At 64.5% G+C, this 15,771-nt stretch carries 11 protein-coding genes and 2 pseudogenes; 9 read left to right on the top strand and 4 right to left on the bottom strand.

Features of this window, described 5'->3' with window-relative positions:
• Window positions 1-519: 519 nt before the first annotated feature.
• The 3 genes and pseudogenes from AB3X86_RS08455 to AB3X86_RS08445 form a co-directional block, all read right to left on the bottom strand.
• A complete protein-coding gene (locus AB3X86_RS08455; protein ID WP_368595605.1) occupies window positions 520-900 on the bottom strand; it encodes a BON domain-containing protein in 381 nt (126 codons plus the stop codon).
• A gap of 868 nt (window positions 901-1,768) precedes the next feature.
• Entirely contained in the window at window positions 1,769-2,527 is a 759-nt protein-coding gene (locus AB3X86_RS08450; RefSeq protein WP_368595604.1) for an SDR family oxidoreductase, read from the bottom strand.
• Window positions 2,528-2,580: 53 nt separating this feature from the next.
• A pseudogene (locus tag AB3X86_RS08445) lies at window positions 2,581-3,046 on the bottom strand (DJ-1/PfpI family protein); the annotation flags it as partial.
• 1 nt (window position 3,047) lies between these two features.
• Between AB3X86_RS08445 and AB3X86_RS08440 the strand changes: the two are divergent.
• The 5 genes and pseudogenes from AB3X86_RS08440 to AB3X86_RS08420 all read left to right on the top strand — a co-directional run.
• Window positions 3,048-3,209: pseudogene (locus AB3X86_RS08440) on the top strand (phosphohydrolase); the annotation flags it as partial.
• A gap of 90 nt (window positions 3,210-3,299) precedes the next feature.
• Window positions 3,300-4,289, top strand: coding sequence for a LysR family transcriptional regulator (locus tag AB3X86_RS08435; protein WP_368595603.1), 990 nt, complete (start codon window positions 3,300-3,302; stop codon window positions 4,287-4,289).
• Between the two features lie 104 nt (window positions 4,290-4,393).
• Window positions 4,394-5,587 carry a CaiB/BaiF CoA transferase family protein gene (locus AB3X86_RS08430; RefSeq protein ID WP_368595602.1) on the top strand — a complete coding sequence of 398 codons (1,194 nt, stop codon included), beginning with the start codon at window positions 4,394-4,396 and terminating at the stop codon, window positions 5,585-5,587.
• Window positions 5,584-6,549 (top strand): hydroxymethylglutaryl-CoA lyase, encoded by a 966-nt coding sequence (locus AB3X86_RS08425; RefSeq protein ID WP_368595601.1) that lies wholly within the window; start codon window positions 5,584-5,586, stop codon window positions 6,547-6,549. Before AB3X86_RS08430 ends, AB3X86_RS08425 begins: the two co-directional genes overlap by 4 nt.
• Before the next feature lie 76 nt (window positions 6,550-6,625).
• Window positions 6,626-7,957: an MFS transporter gene (locus tag AB3X86_RS08420; RefSeq protein WP_368595600.1), complete on the top strand. Its 1,332-nt coding sequence runs from the start codon at window positions 6,626-6,628 to the stop codon at window positions 7,955-7,957.
• Window positions 7,958-8,350: 393 nt separating this feature from the next.
• Here AB3X86_RS08420 and AB3X86_RS08415 read toward each other — a convergent pair whose 3' ends face one another.
• The gene (locus tag AB3X86_RS08415) at window positions 8,351-9,082 is read right to left on the bottom strand and encodes a GntR family transcriptional regulator (protein ID WP_368595599.1); all 732 of its coding nucleotides are present in this window, start codon (window positions 9,080-9,082) and stop codon (window positions 8,351-8,353) included.
• A 169-nt stretch (window positions 9,083-9,251) separates the two neighbouring features.
• On the opposite strand from AB3X86_RS08415, the gene AB3X86_RS08410 reads away from it, so the two are divergent.
• The 4 genes from AB3X86_RS08410 to AB3X86_RS08395 all read left to right on the top strand — a co-directional run bounded on the left by AB3X86_RS08410 (window position 9,252) and on the right by AB3X86_RS08395 (window position 15,767).
• The gene (locus AB3X86_RS08410; protein ID WP_368595598.1) at window positions 9,252-10,472 is read left to right on the top strand and encodes an alanine--glyoxylate aminotransferase family protein; all 1,221 of its coding nucleotides are present in this window, start codon (window positions 9,252-9,254) and stop codon (window positions 10,470-10,472) included.
• 176 nt (window positions 10,473-10,648) lie between these two features.
• A complete protein-coding gene (locus AB3X86_RS08405; protein ID WP_176107125.1) occupies window positions 10,649-11,935 on the top strand; it encodes an MFS transporter in 1,287 nt (428 codons plus the stop codon).
• Between the two features lie 2 nt (window positions 11,936-11,937).
• Window positions 11,938-12,687, top strand: a complete 750-nt coding sequence (locus AB3X86_RS08400; RefSeq protein WP_368595597.1) for a 2-keto-4-pentenoate hydratase — start codon at window positions 11,938-11,940, stop codon at window positions 12,685-12,687.
• 47 nt (window positions 12,688-12,734) lie between these two features.
• Window positions 12,735-15,767 (top strand): FAD-binding and (Fe-S)-binding domain-containing protein, encoded by a 3,033-nt coding sequence (locus tag AB3X86_RS08395; protein WP_368595596.1) that lies wholly within the window; start codon window positions 12,735-12,737, stop codon window positions 15,765-15,767.
• The last annotated feature ends 4 nt before the right edge of the window (window positions 15,768-15,771 follow it).

The raw sequence follows: 15,771 nt of genomic DNA, 5'->3' as shown, positions 1-15,771 counted from the left end.
ATACGTTCGCTAAGCACGTTCGCTAAGCACGTTGCTACACACGTGTTTATCCACGCGTTCGCGCGCATTGCGTTTGACTGACAACGCGCGCGCAAACGCGACCGCAAGCACGAGGCTCGCGATGCGACGCCGTATCAGCGCAGGGACGCGTTTGAACGCGGCGTTCCTGTCATGCGGAGACGACGTTACGTTAGGTGCACGGGAAAAGACTGTGGCGCGCACCGTCTGCCTTCTGGCAAGACGGCGGCTGATGAAGAGAGCGCGGACGTCCTGCCGGTCAGGCAGCGAAATTGTTCGAAAGTCGGCTACTGCAGGTGTCCAAGGCGTGAGCCCCATTGGTGATGATTCTTGAATTCTAGGGTTCGGTTTCCGCCGAGGTCAACCTGTTTCTCAAGCAGAGCGGAGAAAATGTGCGGCGCGCAACGCCGCGCACTGTGAACGACGTGCGGATCGATGCCGATAGAGGGGGAAGGTCGAACAGGCGGCATCGATCCATCCGGCCGATGCCGCCACACAGGCTTACTGATTGGCGCGCCGTCGCACCGTCAGCCGGTTATGCACGCTTCTGACGCCGCGAACCGATCGCGCCGCGTTGCCGGCTCGCTCGATTTGCGATTGCCGCGGAACCGTGCCGCTCAGCGTGACGATGGCATGGCGCGATTCGACACGGATGTTCGCCGAATTGAGGTTCGTGGTGCGCGTGAAAGCGCGGCGGACGTCGCGGACGATCGCGCTGTCGGACCGGTTAGCGTGCCGGTTCGAAGCCGCTGGGGCCGGCTGGCTTTGCATCGACGCATCGTTCGGCATCTCGCGCGTCTGTGCGTTCGCATAGGTCGCGCAAGTCGCGATGGCCATCGCGACCATTGCGCCGAGGATTGTTCTCGCGCCGTTTGTTTTCATTCTTCCTCCTTTGCCGGTTTGCCAGGAACTGCCGTTCGAGCCGCGTGTTGCCAGCGTGGGAGAGGCGACGCTACGCACTGCCGCCTCGCGACGAGTAATCGACCGTCGGCTCCGATTATATTCTGCGGCGTAGGCGTCGATATCGATAGGTGAGAAGATTCGGGAGCAGCCGAGGTGAGAATATGCGCACCTGTACGCGCACTTCAAAACTAAAGGTGAGGGTATTCGGGAGTCGCCTCGACGGTGCGATAAGTTGCGAATGGCTTCTTGAGAAGCATGGTTCCGGTCAGAAGCGCAATGCGGTGAGGCCGTCTCGCAGGAAGCCGGCGAGGGCTCACGTCGGTTACTGGTTGTGCCTGATCGAATGATCGTGGCGGGTGCGGCACGCGAAAGGTGAGAAGTTTCGGGAGTCGCGCGGCGGCGGCTCTTTTGCAACTAACCGGCCGTGCCAGAAGCGAAATAAGCCGTGCGGCAAGGGGCGGGCGGCAGTGCACGCATTTTGCCTATCAGCCATAGGTGAGGAGATTCGGGACTCAAAACGCGTCTCATGCAGTCGCCAATCATTGCATCCATCGCGTTGGCCGCTCGGCGGCTGTGTAACGTAAGTCGTTGAATGTCCACGCGATCTGCCGCTTACGCGGCCCGCATCCGCGACGCGAACCGACTGCGTTCGATCAATGGTGAGGATTTTCAGGAGCAGTGTGTAAGAGCCACGCCGCGGGCTGAAATGCCCCCTCGAGCCCTCATTTCACCGCAAAGGTGAGGCTTTTCGGGAGCACTGACGACGCTACCAGACGCCGATTCACCGCCACTCCGTGCCAAAGGTGAGGCTTTTCGGGAGCGGCAGCACTCGCCCGCGATCACCCGTTCAGGCCGGTTTCGCGATCTCGCGAATGTCCGCGACCGGCGTCTGCCCGAAAGCATCGCTAAGCGCGTAGTCGATCAATCGCTCCGCGGATTGCTCGGGCGTCGACAGTTGGCCGTTGCGCTTCAGGTCTTCGAAGCGCTGGCGCATCGGGAATTGCTCTTCGCCGCTACCGCGAATTTGCGCCTGCATGTCCGTATCGATCACACCCGGCGCGAGGCTGCAGATGCGCAGCGCGCAAGTCGCATCGAGCGCGACGGCGCGCGCGTGATGATCGAGCGCGGCCTTGGTCGCGCAGTAGATGCTCCAGCCCGGATACGCGTTGCGCGCCGCGCCGCTCGAAATGTGCACGATGCGCCGGTCGGTTGCGTCGACGGCCGCGGCGGCGAGCGCGCTCGCGAGCATCAGCGGCGTCGCGACGTTCAGGCTCACCGCGTCCGCGACGTTCGCTGCGTCCTGACCTTCGATGGGCCCGATCGGTTCCAGCGTGCCCGCATTGTTGATCAGCAGCACCGTCTGCGCGCCGCGCACGAAGTTGCTCAGCGCGTCGGTGGCGATCCATTGAGCGACGCGTGCGGGCTCGGCGAGGGGCAGCTCGATCTCTTCGAGCTGCGCGGCAAAGCGCGCCTTTAGCGCCGCATTGCGCGAGCGCGACAGACCGAGCACCGTGACGTTGCGCGCGAGCAGTTGTTCGGCGAGCGCCGCGCCCAGGCCGCGCGTATGGCCGGTGACGATCGCGCGGATCGGAGAAGATGAGGTCATGTCGTTCCTTGTGATCGTTGTCTTGCAGAATGGTCGATTTTCTCACGCCGTATTCAGGCCGACCGAAAGCGCTCGCGATACTGCATCGGCGTCACGCCAAGCCGCTTCGCAAACACGATGCGCATGCGGTCGGCGGTGCCGAAGCCGCAATCGTAGGCGATCGTCTTCAGCGCCGCGGCGCTGCTTTCGAGCAGCTTGCGCGCGGCATCTCACGCGCGCGCGTTCGACGAAGTCGACCCGCGCGCGCGGAAACTGCGCGGCGAGTTGCGCCGCGTGCTGCCAGTGCGTGGTCACATGCCGCCCATCGAGCAGGCCCGCGTGACCGAGCGCGAATGCGCCGGTGCAGATCGATCCGTAGCGGCCGCAACGTGTCGCGACGTTAGCGAGCCAGTCGAGCAGGCGCGCGTCGGGCACTTCCTTGTGTGGCAGAGCGGGACCGCCAGCGACGAGCGCGAGATCGAACGGTTCGCGCGCCTGCTCGAAGGTCGAGTCCGCCATCAGCGTCATGCCGTTCGACGCGCACTTCAAGGAAGGCATCATCGATGCGTTCGCGCACGGCACGATCCACAAGCCGCACACGACGTTCGGCAACGTGAAGGCCGACGTGCTCGCGCTGAAAGACCCGCATTATCATCGCGAGAACTTCTGCACGATGATTCTGGGCTCGGGGTGGAAGTCGTGAGCGACCGATTGGCCAACTGAGCGGGCGCGGCCCCACGATTTGCGCAACTGGCGTCAAAATAGGCGCATCGCACTTCTGCGCCGCCGCCCCATGGCCATCAAAAACCTTCTGCGCAAGCTCGATCTCACCACGCTGCAGCTCTTTCTCGCCGTGTTCGAAGAGGGCACGCTCACGCGTGCGGCCGAGCGCGAGGCGATCGCGGTGTCCGCCGCCAGCAAGCGGCTGGTCGAACTCGAACAGGCGGTCGGCGCGTCGCTATTTCAGCGCAACGCGCGCGGCATGACGCTGACGCCGGCGGGCGAAACACTTCTGCATCACGCGCGCCGGGTGCTGCGCGACATCGAGAGCATCGGCATCGAACTGGCCGGCCATGCTAGCGGCGTGCTCGGCTATGTGCGGACGATGGCGAACCTGTCGGCGATCGTCGAATTTCTGCCCGAAGATCTGCGCGCGTTCCAGTCGCTGCACGAACGCGTGAAGGTCGATCTCGAAGAGCGGCCGAGTGGCGGCGTCGTCAAGGCCATCGACGAAAGCCTCGCCGGTCTCGGCATCTGTTCCGGCGACGCCGACACGCGCGAACTGCACGTCGAGCACTACCGGCGCGATTCGCTCGTGATCGTGATGCGCGACGATCATCCGCTCGCGGCACGCACGAGCATCGCGTTCACCGAAACGCTCGATGGCGATCACGTCGGCCTGCATTCGGCGAGTTCGATCAACGCGCGCACGCACCTCGCGGCGCGCCAGGCCGGCAAGCCGCTGCGGTTGCGCATCCACGTGCCGGGCTTCGATGCGGTTTGCCGGATGGTGCAGGCGGGCATGGGCGTCGGCGTGCTGCCGCAAAAGGTGTATCAGCTGATGGGCCGCCCGCTCGGTCTCGTCGGCATGCCGCTCGACGACGACTGGGCCGAGCGCAGCCTCGTGCTCGTCGTGCGCGACGTCGATGCATTGTCGCCGGTGAGCCGGCTGCTGTTCGATCATCTGCGCACGGTCGAAGCGCGCGAAACGGCAGCGGACGCTCAACCCGAACCCGCACCCATCACCACCGAACCACCGCGCCGGTCGCGCAGCCGCCGCTGAGCGTTCGCCGTTCGCGAACGGTCGTTGGCGAATTGCGGTTGGACGCCGCCACCACGCCGCTTCTAAGCTGTCTCCCAATACGAAACGAGTTCGGAGACAGCAACATGGGTGGACCACTGCAGGGTATTCGTGTCGTCGAGATCGGCACGCTCATTGCCGCGCCGTTCGCCGCGCGACTGATGGCCGAATTCGGCGCCGACGTGATCAAGATCGAAGCGCCCGAAACTGGCGATCCCCTTCGCAAATGGCGCAAGCTGCATGAAGGCACGTCGCTGTGGTGGTATCTGCAGTCGCGCAACAAGAAGTCCGTCTGCGTGAATCTGAAATCGGCCGATGGCGTCGAGGTCGTCAAGCGCCTCGCCGCCGATGCCGACGTCATCATCGAAAATCTGCGTCCCGGTGCGCTCGAAAAGCTCGGCCTCGGCTGGGACGTGCTGCACGCGCTGAACCCGAAACTGACGATGGTGCGCATTTCCGGCTACGGTCAGTCCGGCCCGTATCGTGACCGGCCGGGCTTCGGTGCGATCGGCGAGGCGATGGGCGGCATCCGTTACACGACCGGTGAAGTCGACGGCGCACCGGCGCGCGTCGGCGTGAGTCTCGGCGATTCGCTCGCGTCGCTGCACGGCGTGATCGGCGCGCTGATGTCGCTGCTGCGCGTGAAGACCGGCCAGGGCGAAGGGCAGGTGGTCGATGTGTCGCTCGTCGAGAGCGTCTTCAATCTGATGGAAAGCCTCGTGCCCGAATACGACCTGCTCGGCCATGTGCGAGAGCGCAGCGGCGGCGCGCTGCCGGGCATCGCCCCTTCGAACACCTATCGCACCGAGGACGACGGCTATGTCGTGATCGCCGGCAACAGCGATCCGATCTTCAAGCGCCTGATGCATTTGATCGGCCGCCCCGATCTCGCCGACGATCCCGCGCTCGCGCACAACGACGGCCGCGTGAAGCAGGTCGCGCTGCTCGATCAGGCGATCGCCGAGTGGACCTTGCATCACGCGACCGAAGACGTGCTGGCCGCGCTCGAACGCGCCGAAGTGCCGGCGGGCCGCATCTATTCGGTGGCCGACATCGTCGCCGATCCGCACTACCAGGCGCGCGACATGTTGCTGCAGGCGCAATTGCCGGGCGGCGCGTCGGTGAAGATGCCGGGCATCGTGCCGAAGCTGTCGGACACGCCGGGCGAAGTGCGCTGGCAAGGGCCGACGCTCGGCGAGCACACCGGCAGCGTGCTCAGCGAAGTTGGATTCGCGAGCGAAGACATCGAGCGTCTCCGTCGCGAGGGAGCGGTGCAATGAATTCTTCGATCTTTTCCACGCGCGAGGCCGCGTCATTCGACCAGCTGATCGTGCAGGAAGTCGCCCCGCGCGATGGCCTGCAGATCGAACCCGCCTGGGTTGAAACCGCCGACAAGATCGCGCTGATCAACGGGCTATCCACCTGCGGATTCACGCGCATCGAAGCGGGCTCGTTCGTGTCGCCGAATGCGATTCCAGCGTTGCGCGACGGCGAGGCGGTGTTCCAGCGGATCGAGCGGCAACCCGGCGTGATCTATGTCGCGCTGGTGCCGAACCTGAAAGGCGCCGAGCGCGCGTTGTCCGCGCGCGCCGACGAACTGAACCTCGTCATGTCCGCGAGTCAGACGCATAACCGCGCGAACATGCGCATGAGCTGCGAGTCGTCGCTCGCGGCGTTCGACGACATCGTGCGTCGAGCGCTGGCCGCGGGCGTGCGGCTCAATGCGACCGTGGCGACCGCGTTCGGCTGTCCGTTCGAAGGGCGCATCGACGAAGACCGGGTGATCGGCATCGTCGACGCATATCGCGAGATGGGCATCGAGGGCATCACGCTCGCCGATACGACCGGCATGGCGAATCCGCGCCAGGTCGCGCGGCTCGTCGCGCGCGTGCTCGAAACGCTGCCGGCCACGGCGCTCACGCTGCACTTTCATAACACGCGCGGCCTCGGTATCGCCAACGTGCTCGCCGCGTATGAAGCCGGCGCGCGCCGCTTCGATGCGGCGCTCGGCGGCCTCGGCGGCTGCCCGTTCGCGCCGGGTGCGTCGGGCAACATCTGCACCGAAGACCTCGTGAACCTGTGCGACGAAATGGGCATCCCGACCGGGATCGACCTGCCGAAGCTGCTCGCGCTGTCGCGCGGCTTGCCTGCATTGCTCGGCCACGACGTGCCGGGGCAAGTCGCCAAAGCAGGCCGCAATTGCGATTTGCATCCGGTGCCCGACTACGTTCGACAGATCTGAAGCGAACCCCGACAAACAACCCCTCAACCGATCAAACGACCGGACGGCACCGCCGAATCCGGCATTGGAGACAAGCATGAGCGAGCTGGGCGTAGTGGCGGGCAGGACCCGCGAACATGGCGCGGACGATCTCGCGGCGATCGTCCGCAAAGTTGCGTGGCGGCTGATGCCGCTCATCATGATCTGCTATCTGTTCGCGTTCTTCGACCGCATCAATATCAGCTTCGCAAAGTTCCAGCTGCAAAGCGATCTGGGCTTGTCCGATACCGCGTACGGTCTCGGCGCGAGTCTGTTCGTGATCGGCTACGTGCTGTTCGAGGTGCCGAGCAACCTGTTCCTGTACAAGGTCGGCGCGCGACGCTGGATCGCGCGGATCATGATTTCGTGGGGACTCGCGACCGCTGCGATGGTGTTCGTCAACAACGAATGGCAGTTCTACGGGCTGCGCTTCGTGATCGGCGCGATGGAAGCGGGCTTCGCGCCCGGCGTACTGTACTACCTGACGCTGTGGTTTCCGACCGCATATCGCGGCCGCATCACGTCGATGCTGTTTCTCGCATCGGCGTTTTCGGGGCTGGTCGGTGCGCCGCTCGCTGGGCTCGTGATCGGTCATATGGACGGGGTGCTCGGCATGCCGGGCTGGCACTGGCTGTTCCTGCTCGGCGGCTTGCCGTGTGTGGTGCTCGGTTTGCTGGTGCTGAAGCTGCTGAAGGATCGCATCGACGATGCGGACTGGCTGTCCTCGGCGGAGAAGAGCTTGCTCGCCGGGCAGATCGCGCAGCAAAGCCGCCCGGCGCCGACCGGCCATTCGCTGCTGGGCGCGCTGAAAACGCCGGGCTTCCTGACCCTCGGGCTCGTGTACTTCCTGATTCAGATCGCGTCGTACGGTCTGAATTTCTGGGCACCGCATCTGATTCACGTGGCGGGCACGAAGAATCCCACTGTAGTCGGCCTGCTGACGGCGGTGCCTTACGTGTGCGGCGCGATCTGCATGGTGGTGGTCGGGCGCCTGTCGGACGCGAGCGGCGAGCGGCGCAAGTTCGTGTTCGGGCTGCTGTTGATGTCGGCGCTCGGCTTCTTCGCTGCGGGCTACTTCGACAAGCAGACCGCCTTGCTGGTGGTCGCGCTTGCGGTGATGGGCGCGGGCGTGGTCGCATCGATTCCGGCATTCTGGGCGCTGCCGCCCAAGCTGCTGACGGGCGCGGGCGCCGCGGGCGGTATCGCGTTGATCAACACGCTCGGGCAACTCGGCGGGATCGTGAGCCCGGTGATGGTGGGCCGTGTGAAGGATCTGACCGGCAGCACGACGCCGGCGCTGTATGTGATCGGCACGATGAGCGTGGTATGCGCGCTGATCGTGCTGTATGGGCTGCCGGAGTCGCTGCGCAGCCGTGAAACGACGCAGTGAAATCGATGTGGACGGCGCGGTCGTTCGCTTGCATCACACGACGTGCCGCGCCGCTGCCCGCTCCCGCATCCGCGAGCGATAGGCCTGCCGCATCAATCACTTGACAGGCCTGTGCGCAGGTTGTCCACAAGCTTGTTCCCAAATTATGTGGACAACTGGTCTTCGAGGTTGGTCCGACTGATACGGCATCCTTGCCAAGCCCGCTCTCCGCTATCACGGACTCCATAGCGACGCTCGCTGCCTACGCGTGCACCGCACGCGGATAGTTCTCACGCTTCAAGCACTTAAGCTCGCTGTGCGAAGGTTGTCCACAGGCTTGCCAACAATTTAGGTGGACAAGTTTTGTTTGCCGATGGGGTGACGAGGAGTGGGACTCGGCATCGGTTGTCCGCATCACGCCTTCGACACGGAGGCCGAAGCGACCACTTCCTCCTGCACCGGCACCTGCAAAACCGCATCCCGCTTATCGAGCAGATGCTGACGCAAAATCGCGCTGAGCTTCTTGCCGTCGCGAGCCTCGAGCGCCTTCAGCATTTCATCGTGATCGTGAATCGCGCGGTCCCACTTCGGCGTCTGATAGTTCGAGCGAAAGCGCAGCGCCTGCAGCCGCCGGTTGACCGACACATAGGTCTGCCGCAGCGCTGAATTCCTCGCCGCTTCGTTGATCTTGTCGTGAATCGCCTGGTTGCGGCTGTAGTAGCCCGGCAGATCATTCTGCGCGCGGCACGCGAGCATCGCGTAATGCAGGGCCTTGATTTCGGCGAGTTCGGCCGCCGTGATGCGTTCGGCTGCGAGTTCGCCCGAAAACGCTTCGAGGCCGCTCATCAATTCGAAGGTTTCGCGCACTTCCGCCTCCGACATTTTCGACACCGACGCGCCCCGATTCGGCGAAATCTCGATCAAACCCTCGGCGGCCAGCACCTTCAGCGCCTCGCGCAGCGGTGTGCGCGAAATGCCGAGCGTTTCGCACAACTCGCGCTCGTTCAGTTTCTTGCCGGGCTCCAGCACCCCCTCGACGATAAAGCGGCGGATGTGCTCCACCACCGTGTCATGCAGGCGCTGACGCTCGACCTTCGGCATCAGCGGGGCAGCGGTCACACCCGCGTCAAAATCCGAATTTTGCATACAAAAACCCTAAGCGTTACATGATGGGGATTTTATCGGAACCATATCGATTAGTTAATCAAGCTCAGACGCGGGTAAACGCGGACCTCAACGAGCATATTTCGTCTTGGGGGCGTCACCGTTCTTCTGATACAGTTTTTGAATGCAAAATTCAAATTGGAGGAGCCCGATGCTGAAGCTAGATTTTCATCCCGCTGGCCGTCACTTCCTGCAGATTCCGGGGCCGAGTCCGGTGCCCGATCGTATCCTCCGCGCGATGAGCTACCCGACCATCGACCACCGCGGCCCCGAGTTCGGCGAACTGGGTCTCAAGGTGCTCGACGGCATCAAGAAGATCTTCAAGACGCAGCAGCCGGTCGTCATCTATCCCGCGTCCGGCACGGGCGCATGGGAAGCCGCGTTGTCGAATACGCTGAGCCCTGGCGATCACGTGCTGATGTTCGAGACCGGCCACTTCGCGACGCTATGGAAAAAGATGGCCGAGAAGCTCGGCCTGAAGCCCGAGTTCCTGGGTCTGCCAGGCATCGAAGGCTGGCGGCGCGGCGTGCAGCCGCAGATGATCGAAGAGCGCCTGCGCGCCGACCCGCAGCATGTGATCAAGGCGGTCTGCGTCGTGCACAACGAAACCTCGACCGGCGTCACGTCCAACATCGCCGCCGTGCGTCGCGCGATCGACGCCGCGGGTCATCCGGCGCTGCTGCTCGTCGATACGATCTCCGGTCTCGCGTGTGCCGATTACCGCCACGACGAATGGGGCGTCGACGTGACCGTGTCGGGCTCGCAAAAGGGCTTGATGCTGCCGCCGGGCATCAGCTTCAACGCGATCTCGCCGAAGGCGATGGCCGCCAACCAGCACGCGAAGCTGCCGCGCAGCTTCTGGGACTGGTCGGAAATCGTCGAAATGAACAAGACCGGCTACTGGCCGTACACGCCGAACACGAACCTGCTGTACGGCCTGCACGAAGCGATCGAGATGATTCTCGGCGAAGGGCTCGACAACGTGTTCGCGCGTCACGAGCGGCTCGCCGAAGCGACTCGCCGCGCGGTGCGTGCGTGGGGGCTCGAAATCCAGTGCGCCGATCCCGCCGTCTATAGTCCGGTGCTCACGGGCGTGATGATGCCCGACGGCGTCGATGCCGACGCGGTGCGCAAGCTGATCTACGAGCGCTTCGACATGTCGCTCGGCACGGGCCTCGGCAAGTTGATAGGCCGCATGTTCCGCATCGGTCATCTCGGCGATTGCAACGACCTGACGCTGCTCGCGACCCTGGCCGGCTGCGAAATGGGTCTGCGGCTTGCTGGCGTGCCCCTTAAGGAAAGCGGCATGCCTGCCGCTATGGAGTGGTTGAGCCACGCACCGAAGACGCCGGGTTTGAAGGCCGCGGCATAAGCGCCAACAACAGGAAACAAGCCGTAGCACCAGGGAGCGCATTTCTCATCGAGCCGCGCGCAGAACGCGGCCATCACAACATGCAATGCGTCCATAACGGCTGTCGCGGCCGACGGGCGACGACGCAGCGCGCCACTTCAGGCGCGCCGTCGACACATGCCACCGAGAGAGAGACGATGAAACGGTTTCGTTTGACCAGTGCGACCAGTATCGTTCTAGTGATGCTCTGCATCATGTACTTCATCACGTACCTCGATCGCGTGAACGTCAGCACCGCGGCCGCGGGTTTCGGCAAGGAATTCAATCTCACGCATACGCAGGTCGGCCTCGTGTTCTCGGCTTTCGCGTATCCGTATCTGCTGTTTCAGGTGATCGGCGGCTGGGTCAGCGATCGTTTCGGCGCACGACGCACGCTGCTGTTTTGCGGTGCGATCTGGGGTCTCGCGACGGTGTTCACGGGCCTCGCGGGCGGCCTCGCTTCGTTGCTCGCCGCGCGGCTCGTGCTCGGTTTCGGCGAAGGCGCGACGTTCCCGGCCGCAACGTCGGCAATGTCGCGCTGGGTCGCGAAAGAAAAACGCGGCTTCGCGCAGGGCATCACGCACGCGGCGTCGCGAGTCGGCAATGCGGTCGCGCCGGCGCTCATCGTGCTCGTGATGACCACCTGGGGCTGGCGCGAATCGTTCTATATCTGCGGCGCGCTGAGCCTGGTGTGGGTCGCCCTGTGGGCGATCACGTTCACCGAGCATCCGAAAGATCATCCGCGCATCACGCCCGAGGAACTCGCGGTGCTGCCCGCGGTGAAGCCGAAAGTCGCAGGCCTGCCGTGGGGCAAGCTGTTTCGCCGCATGACGCCGGTCACGATCGTCTACTTCTGCTACGGCTGGACGCTGTGGCTGTTCCTGAGCTGGATTCCGCTGTACTTCCTGCATAACCATCATCTGCAGTTGCAGAAGTCGGCGATCTTCGCCTCGGTCGTGTTCTTCGCCGGCGTGATCGGCGATACGCTCGGCGGCCTCGTCACCGATGCGATTTTCAAGCGTACCGGCAGCCTCAAACGCGCGCGCAGCTGGATGGTGTCGGTGTGCATGCTGTTCTGCCTGCTGTCGCTGATTCCGTTGATGTTCACGCATGACCTGACGCTTTCGATCGCCTGTCTCGCGTCGGGCTTCTTCTTCGCCGAGATGACGATCGGCCCGATGTGGGCGATCCCGATGGATATCGCGCCGGAATTCTCCGGCACCGCGAGCGGCATGATGAACACGGGCTCGGCGCTGGCCGCGATCATCTCGCCGGTGATGGGCGGCTTCCTGATCGACCATTTCGGCAACTGGGATCTGCCGTTCGTCGGCAGCATGTTGCTGATGGGCATCGGCGTCGTGCTCGCGTTCCGCATGCAGCCGGAGAGCCGCTTCGAACTCAGCGCGTCGGAGAAGGCGCAGGTTTCCACCCGGCTAGGCGCGTAAACATGACTTCGTCACTGAGCCAGCTTCTTGCCGATGCGCGTCGCAGTCGCACGGTGCTCGATGCGTTGCCGCCCGAGCAGATTCCAGCCGATGCCGACGCGGCCTACGCAATCCAGCACGAAATCCTGAGCGCGTGCGGCGCGCGAATCGGCGGCTGGAAGATCGGCGCGAAATCGGCGAGCGGACCGATTCAAGGCGCGCCATTGCCCGACACCGATCTGCACGCCGATGGCGCGCGTCTGTCGCGCGAAGGTTTCGCGCCGCTCGGGCTCGAACTCGAGGTCGCCTTCCGTTTCGGCCGGCGCTTCGAGCCGTCCGCGACGCCGTACGGCGAAGACGAAGTGCTCGCGGGCATCGGCTCGATCGGCGCGACCATCGAGATCGTCGCGAGCCGCTATGCGGAGTGGCCCGCCATCGACAAACTCGCGCAGCTCGCGGATCTGCAGAATCACGGCGCGCTGATCGTCGGGGAATTCGCGCGGTATCGCGACGATTTCCCGTACTTGACGCCGTCGCTGCGTTTCGAGTTCAACGGACGCAATGTCGTCGCAACGACGCCCGCGAATCCGGCCGGCGATCCGCGGCGGCTGTTGACGTGGCTCGTCAATCACGCGAGTGCGCGCGGAATCGCGGTGAGCCCGGCGATGGTGATCACCGCCGGTTCGTACACCGGCATGTTCTTTCCGCGCGAGGCGGGCAACGTGAGCGGGCATATCGAAGGACTCGCGCCGGTGCATCTGACGCTGTACTAGGTTGTTCGAGCCGCGCGGCTCACGCGCGCTCCTCATAGGCCGATGAAATGACGAATCCCACTGCGGGCTTGCTCGTCAAGCCGATCCGTCTGGTCCCTTCCGCCGCGCGCGCCACGAGTCCGCTCGCGCAGCATCTGCGCAAAGCGCTGCGCGGCGACGTGCTGTTCGATCTCGCCAGCCGCGGCCGCTACGCGACCGATGCGTCGATCTATCAGATCACGCCGGTCGGCGTCGTAGTGCCGCGCGATCAGGACGACCTGCGCATCGCGCTCGAGATCGCGCGCAGCGAGAAAGTACCGCTGCTCGCGCGCGGCGCGGGCACGAGCCAGTGCGGGCAGACGGTCGGCGAAGCGCTGGTGGTCGATACGAGCAAGTGGCTCAACAACATCGTCGCGTTCGATGCCGACGCGCGCACCGTGACGGTCGAGCCCGGCGTCGTGCTCGACCATCTGAACGCGTGGCTGAAGCCGCATGGACTGTGGTTCCCGGTCGATGTATCGACTTCCGCGCAGTGCACGATCGGCGGCATGGCGGGCAACAACTCGTGCGGCTCGCGCTCGATCGAATACGGCAACATGGTGCACAACGTCGATGCGATCGACGCGATCCTCGCCGACGGCAGCGAAGCGCGCTTCGCGTCGCTGCGCGAGACGCCGCAAGGCGAGCGCTTGCAGCAGATCGTCGCGGGCGTCACGCGGATCGCGCAGCGCGAGCGTGATGAAATCGTCGCGCGCGTGCCGAAGGTGCTGCGCCGCGTGGCGGGCTACAACATCGATCTGTTCGACTGCCAGAACCCCCGCGCCTATACCGATGACGGCAGCGCGAACCTCGCGCATCTGCTGGTCGGCTCGGAGGGCACGCTCGCGTTCAGCCGGCAGATCACGCTGAAGCTCGCGCCGCTGCCCGCGCACAAGGCGCTTGGCGTGGTCAACTTTCCGACCTTCCGGCAGTCGATGGCGCTCACGCAGCACATCGTCAAGCTGAAGCCGGTCGCGGTCGAACTGGTCGATCGCACGATGATCGATCTCGCGTTGAGCAATCCCGCGTTTCGTCCGGTGATCGAGAAGGCGCTGGTCGGTGAGCCGCAGGCGATTCTGCTCGTCGAGTTCGCGGGCGAGGATCGCGACGCGCAGCTAGCGTCGCTGAAGCAGCTCACCGAGTTGATGGGCGAGCTGGGCCTGCCCGATTCGGTCGTCGAGATGCCGGAGGCGAATGCGCAGAAAGCGCTGTGGGAAGTGCGCAAGGCCGGGCTCAACATCATGATGAGCATGAAGGGCGACGGCAAGCCGGTGTCCTTCATCGAAGACTGCGCGGTGCCGCTCGAATATCTGGCCGACTACACGAGCCGCCTGACCGACGTGTTTCATCGCCACGGCACCGAAGGCACCTGGTACGCGCATGCGAGCGTCGGCACGCTGCACGTGCGGCCGATTCTCGACATGCGCCGCGACGGCGCGACGAAGATGCGCGCGATCGCCGAGGAAGCGGCCGCGCTGGTGCGCGAGTACAAGGGCGCGTATTCCGGCGAGCATGGCGACGGTCTGTGCCGCGGCGAATGGGTCGCGTGGCAATACGGGCCACGGCTCAACGAGGCGTTCAGCGAGATCAAGGCGCTGTTCGATCCGGACAATCGCTTCAATCCAGACAAGATCGTGCGTCCGCCGAAGATGGACGACGCGCGCAATTTCCGTTTTGCGGCGGGCTATCGCGAACAGCGCATCGAAACGGTACTCGACTGGTCGACGTGGAACGTGAAGCGCGATCCGCTGACGGGAGAAGAAAGCGCGCCGGGCAGCGGCGACGATCTGAGCGGCGGCCTCGCGAAGGCGGTCGAGATGTGCAACAACAACGGCCACTGTCGCAAGTTCGACGCGGGCACGATGTGCCCGAGTTATCGCGTGACGAAGGACGAGCAGCACCTGACGCGCGGGCGGGCCAACACGTTGCGGCTCGCGATTTCGGGCCAGCTCGGCGAGAGCGGACTCGCGAGCGATGACGTGAAGGAAACGCTCGACCTGTGCGTATCGTGCAAGGGCTGCAAGCGCGATTGCCCGACCGGCGTCGATATGGCGAAGTTCAAGATCGAGGCGCGCGCGGCGCGGGTGAAGACGCATGGCGTGCGGCTGCGCGACAGGCTCGTCGCTTTCATGCCGCGCTATGCGGGCGCGGCGAGCCGCATGCCGGGACTGCTGGCGCTCGCGGACAACGTGCCGGTGCTGTCGGCGTGGTTCAAGCGCTCGGTCGGGTTCGCTGCCGAGCGGAATCTCCCGCGGTTCAAGAAGGCGTTTCTGGCCGATGCGGTGTCCGCGAAGGCTGCGCGCAGCGCTGCGCAGCCGTCCGCACTGAAAGAAGTTCTGCTGTTCGTCGATACCTTCAACAATCACCTCGAGCCCGACAACGCGCGTGCCGCACGACAGGTGCTCGAAGCGGCGGGCTACACGGTCCACTTCAATGCGCGCCCGGGCGAGCGTCCCGTGTGTTGCGGCCGCACGTTTCTCGCGGCGGGTCTCGTCGATGAAGCGAAACGGGAGGCGCGGCGCATGCTCGAACTCTTCAGGCCGTTCGTCGAACGCGGCGTGCCGGTGGTAGGGCTGGAGCCATCGTGTCTGCTGTCGTTGCGCGACGAATTCCTGCAGTACGGTTTCGGCGACGAAGCGCAGCGCCTCGCGCAGCACGCGTTTCTATTCGAGGAATTCCTCGTGCGCGAAGAAAAGGCCGGACGTTTGCAGCTCAAATTGAAACCGCTGCCGATGCGGCAGGCGCTCGTGCACGGCCACTGCCATCAGAAGGCGTTCGATGCATTCACGCCGGTGCAGACCGTGCTGAAGTGGATTCCCGAATTGAAGGTATCGACGGTCGAATCGTCGTGCTGCGGTATGGCCGGCAGCTTCGGCTATGAAGCGGAGCACTACGCGACCTCGCAGGCGATGGCGGAGTTGTCGCTGCTGCCCGCGGTGCGCAAGCTCGACGCCGCCACGGTGATGGTCGCCGATGGCACCAGCTGCCGGCATCAGATTCACGATGGCGCGGGCGTCGACGCGATCCACGTCGCGCGCGTGCTGACGATGGCGCTGCAATGACGCG

The sequence above is a fragment of the Paraburkholderia sp. BR14374 genome (assembly GCF_040948685.1).
Taxonomy (GTDB): Bacteria; Pseudomonadota; Gammaproteobacteria; order Burkholderiales; family Burkholderiaceae; genus Paraburkholderia; species Paraburkholderia youngii.
This window is presented reverse-complemented; position numbering and strand designations above follow the sequence as displayed.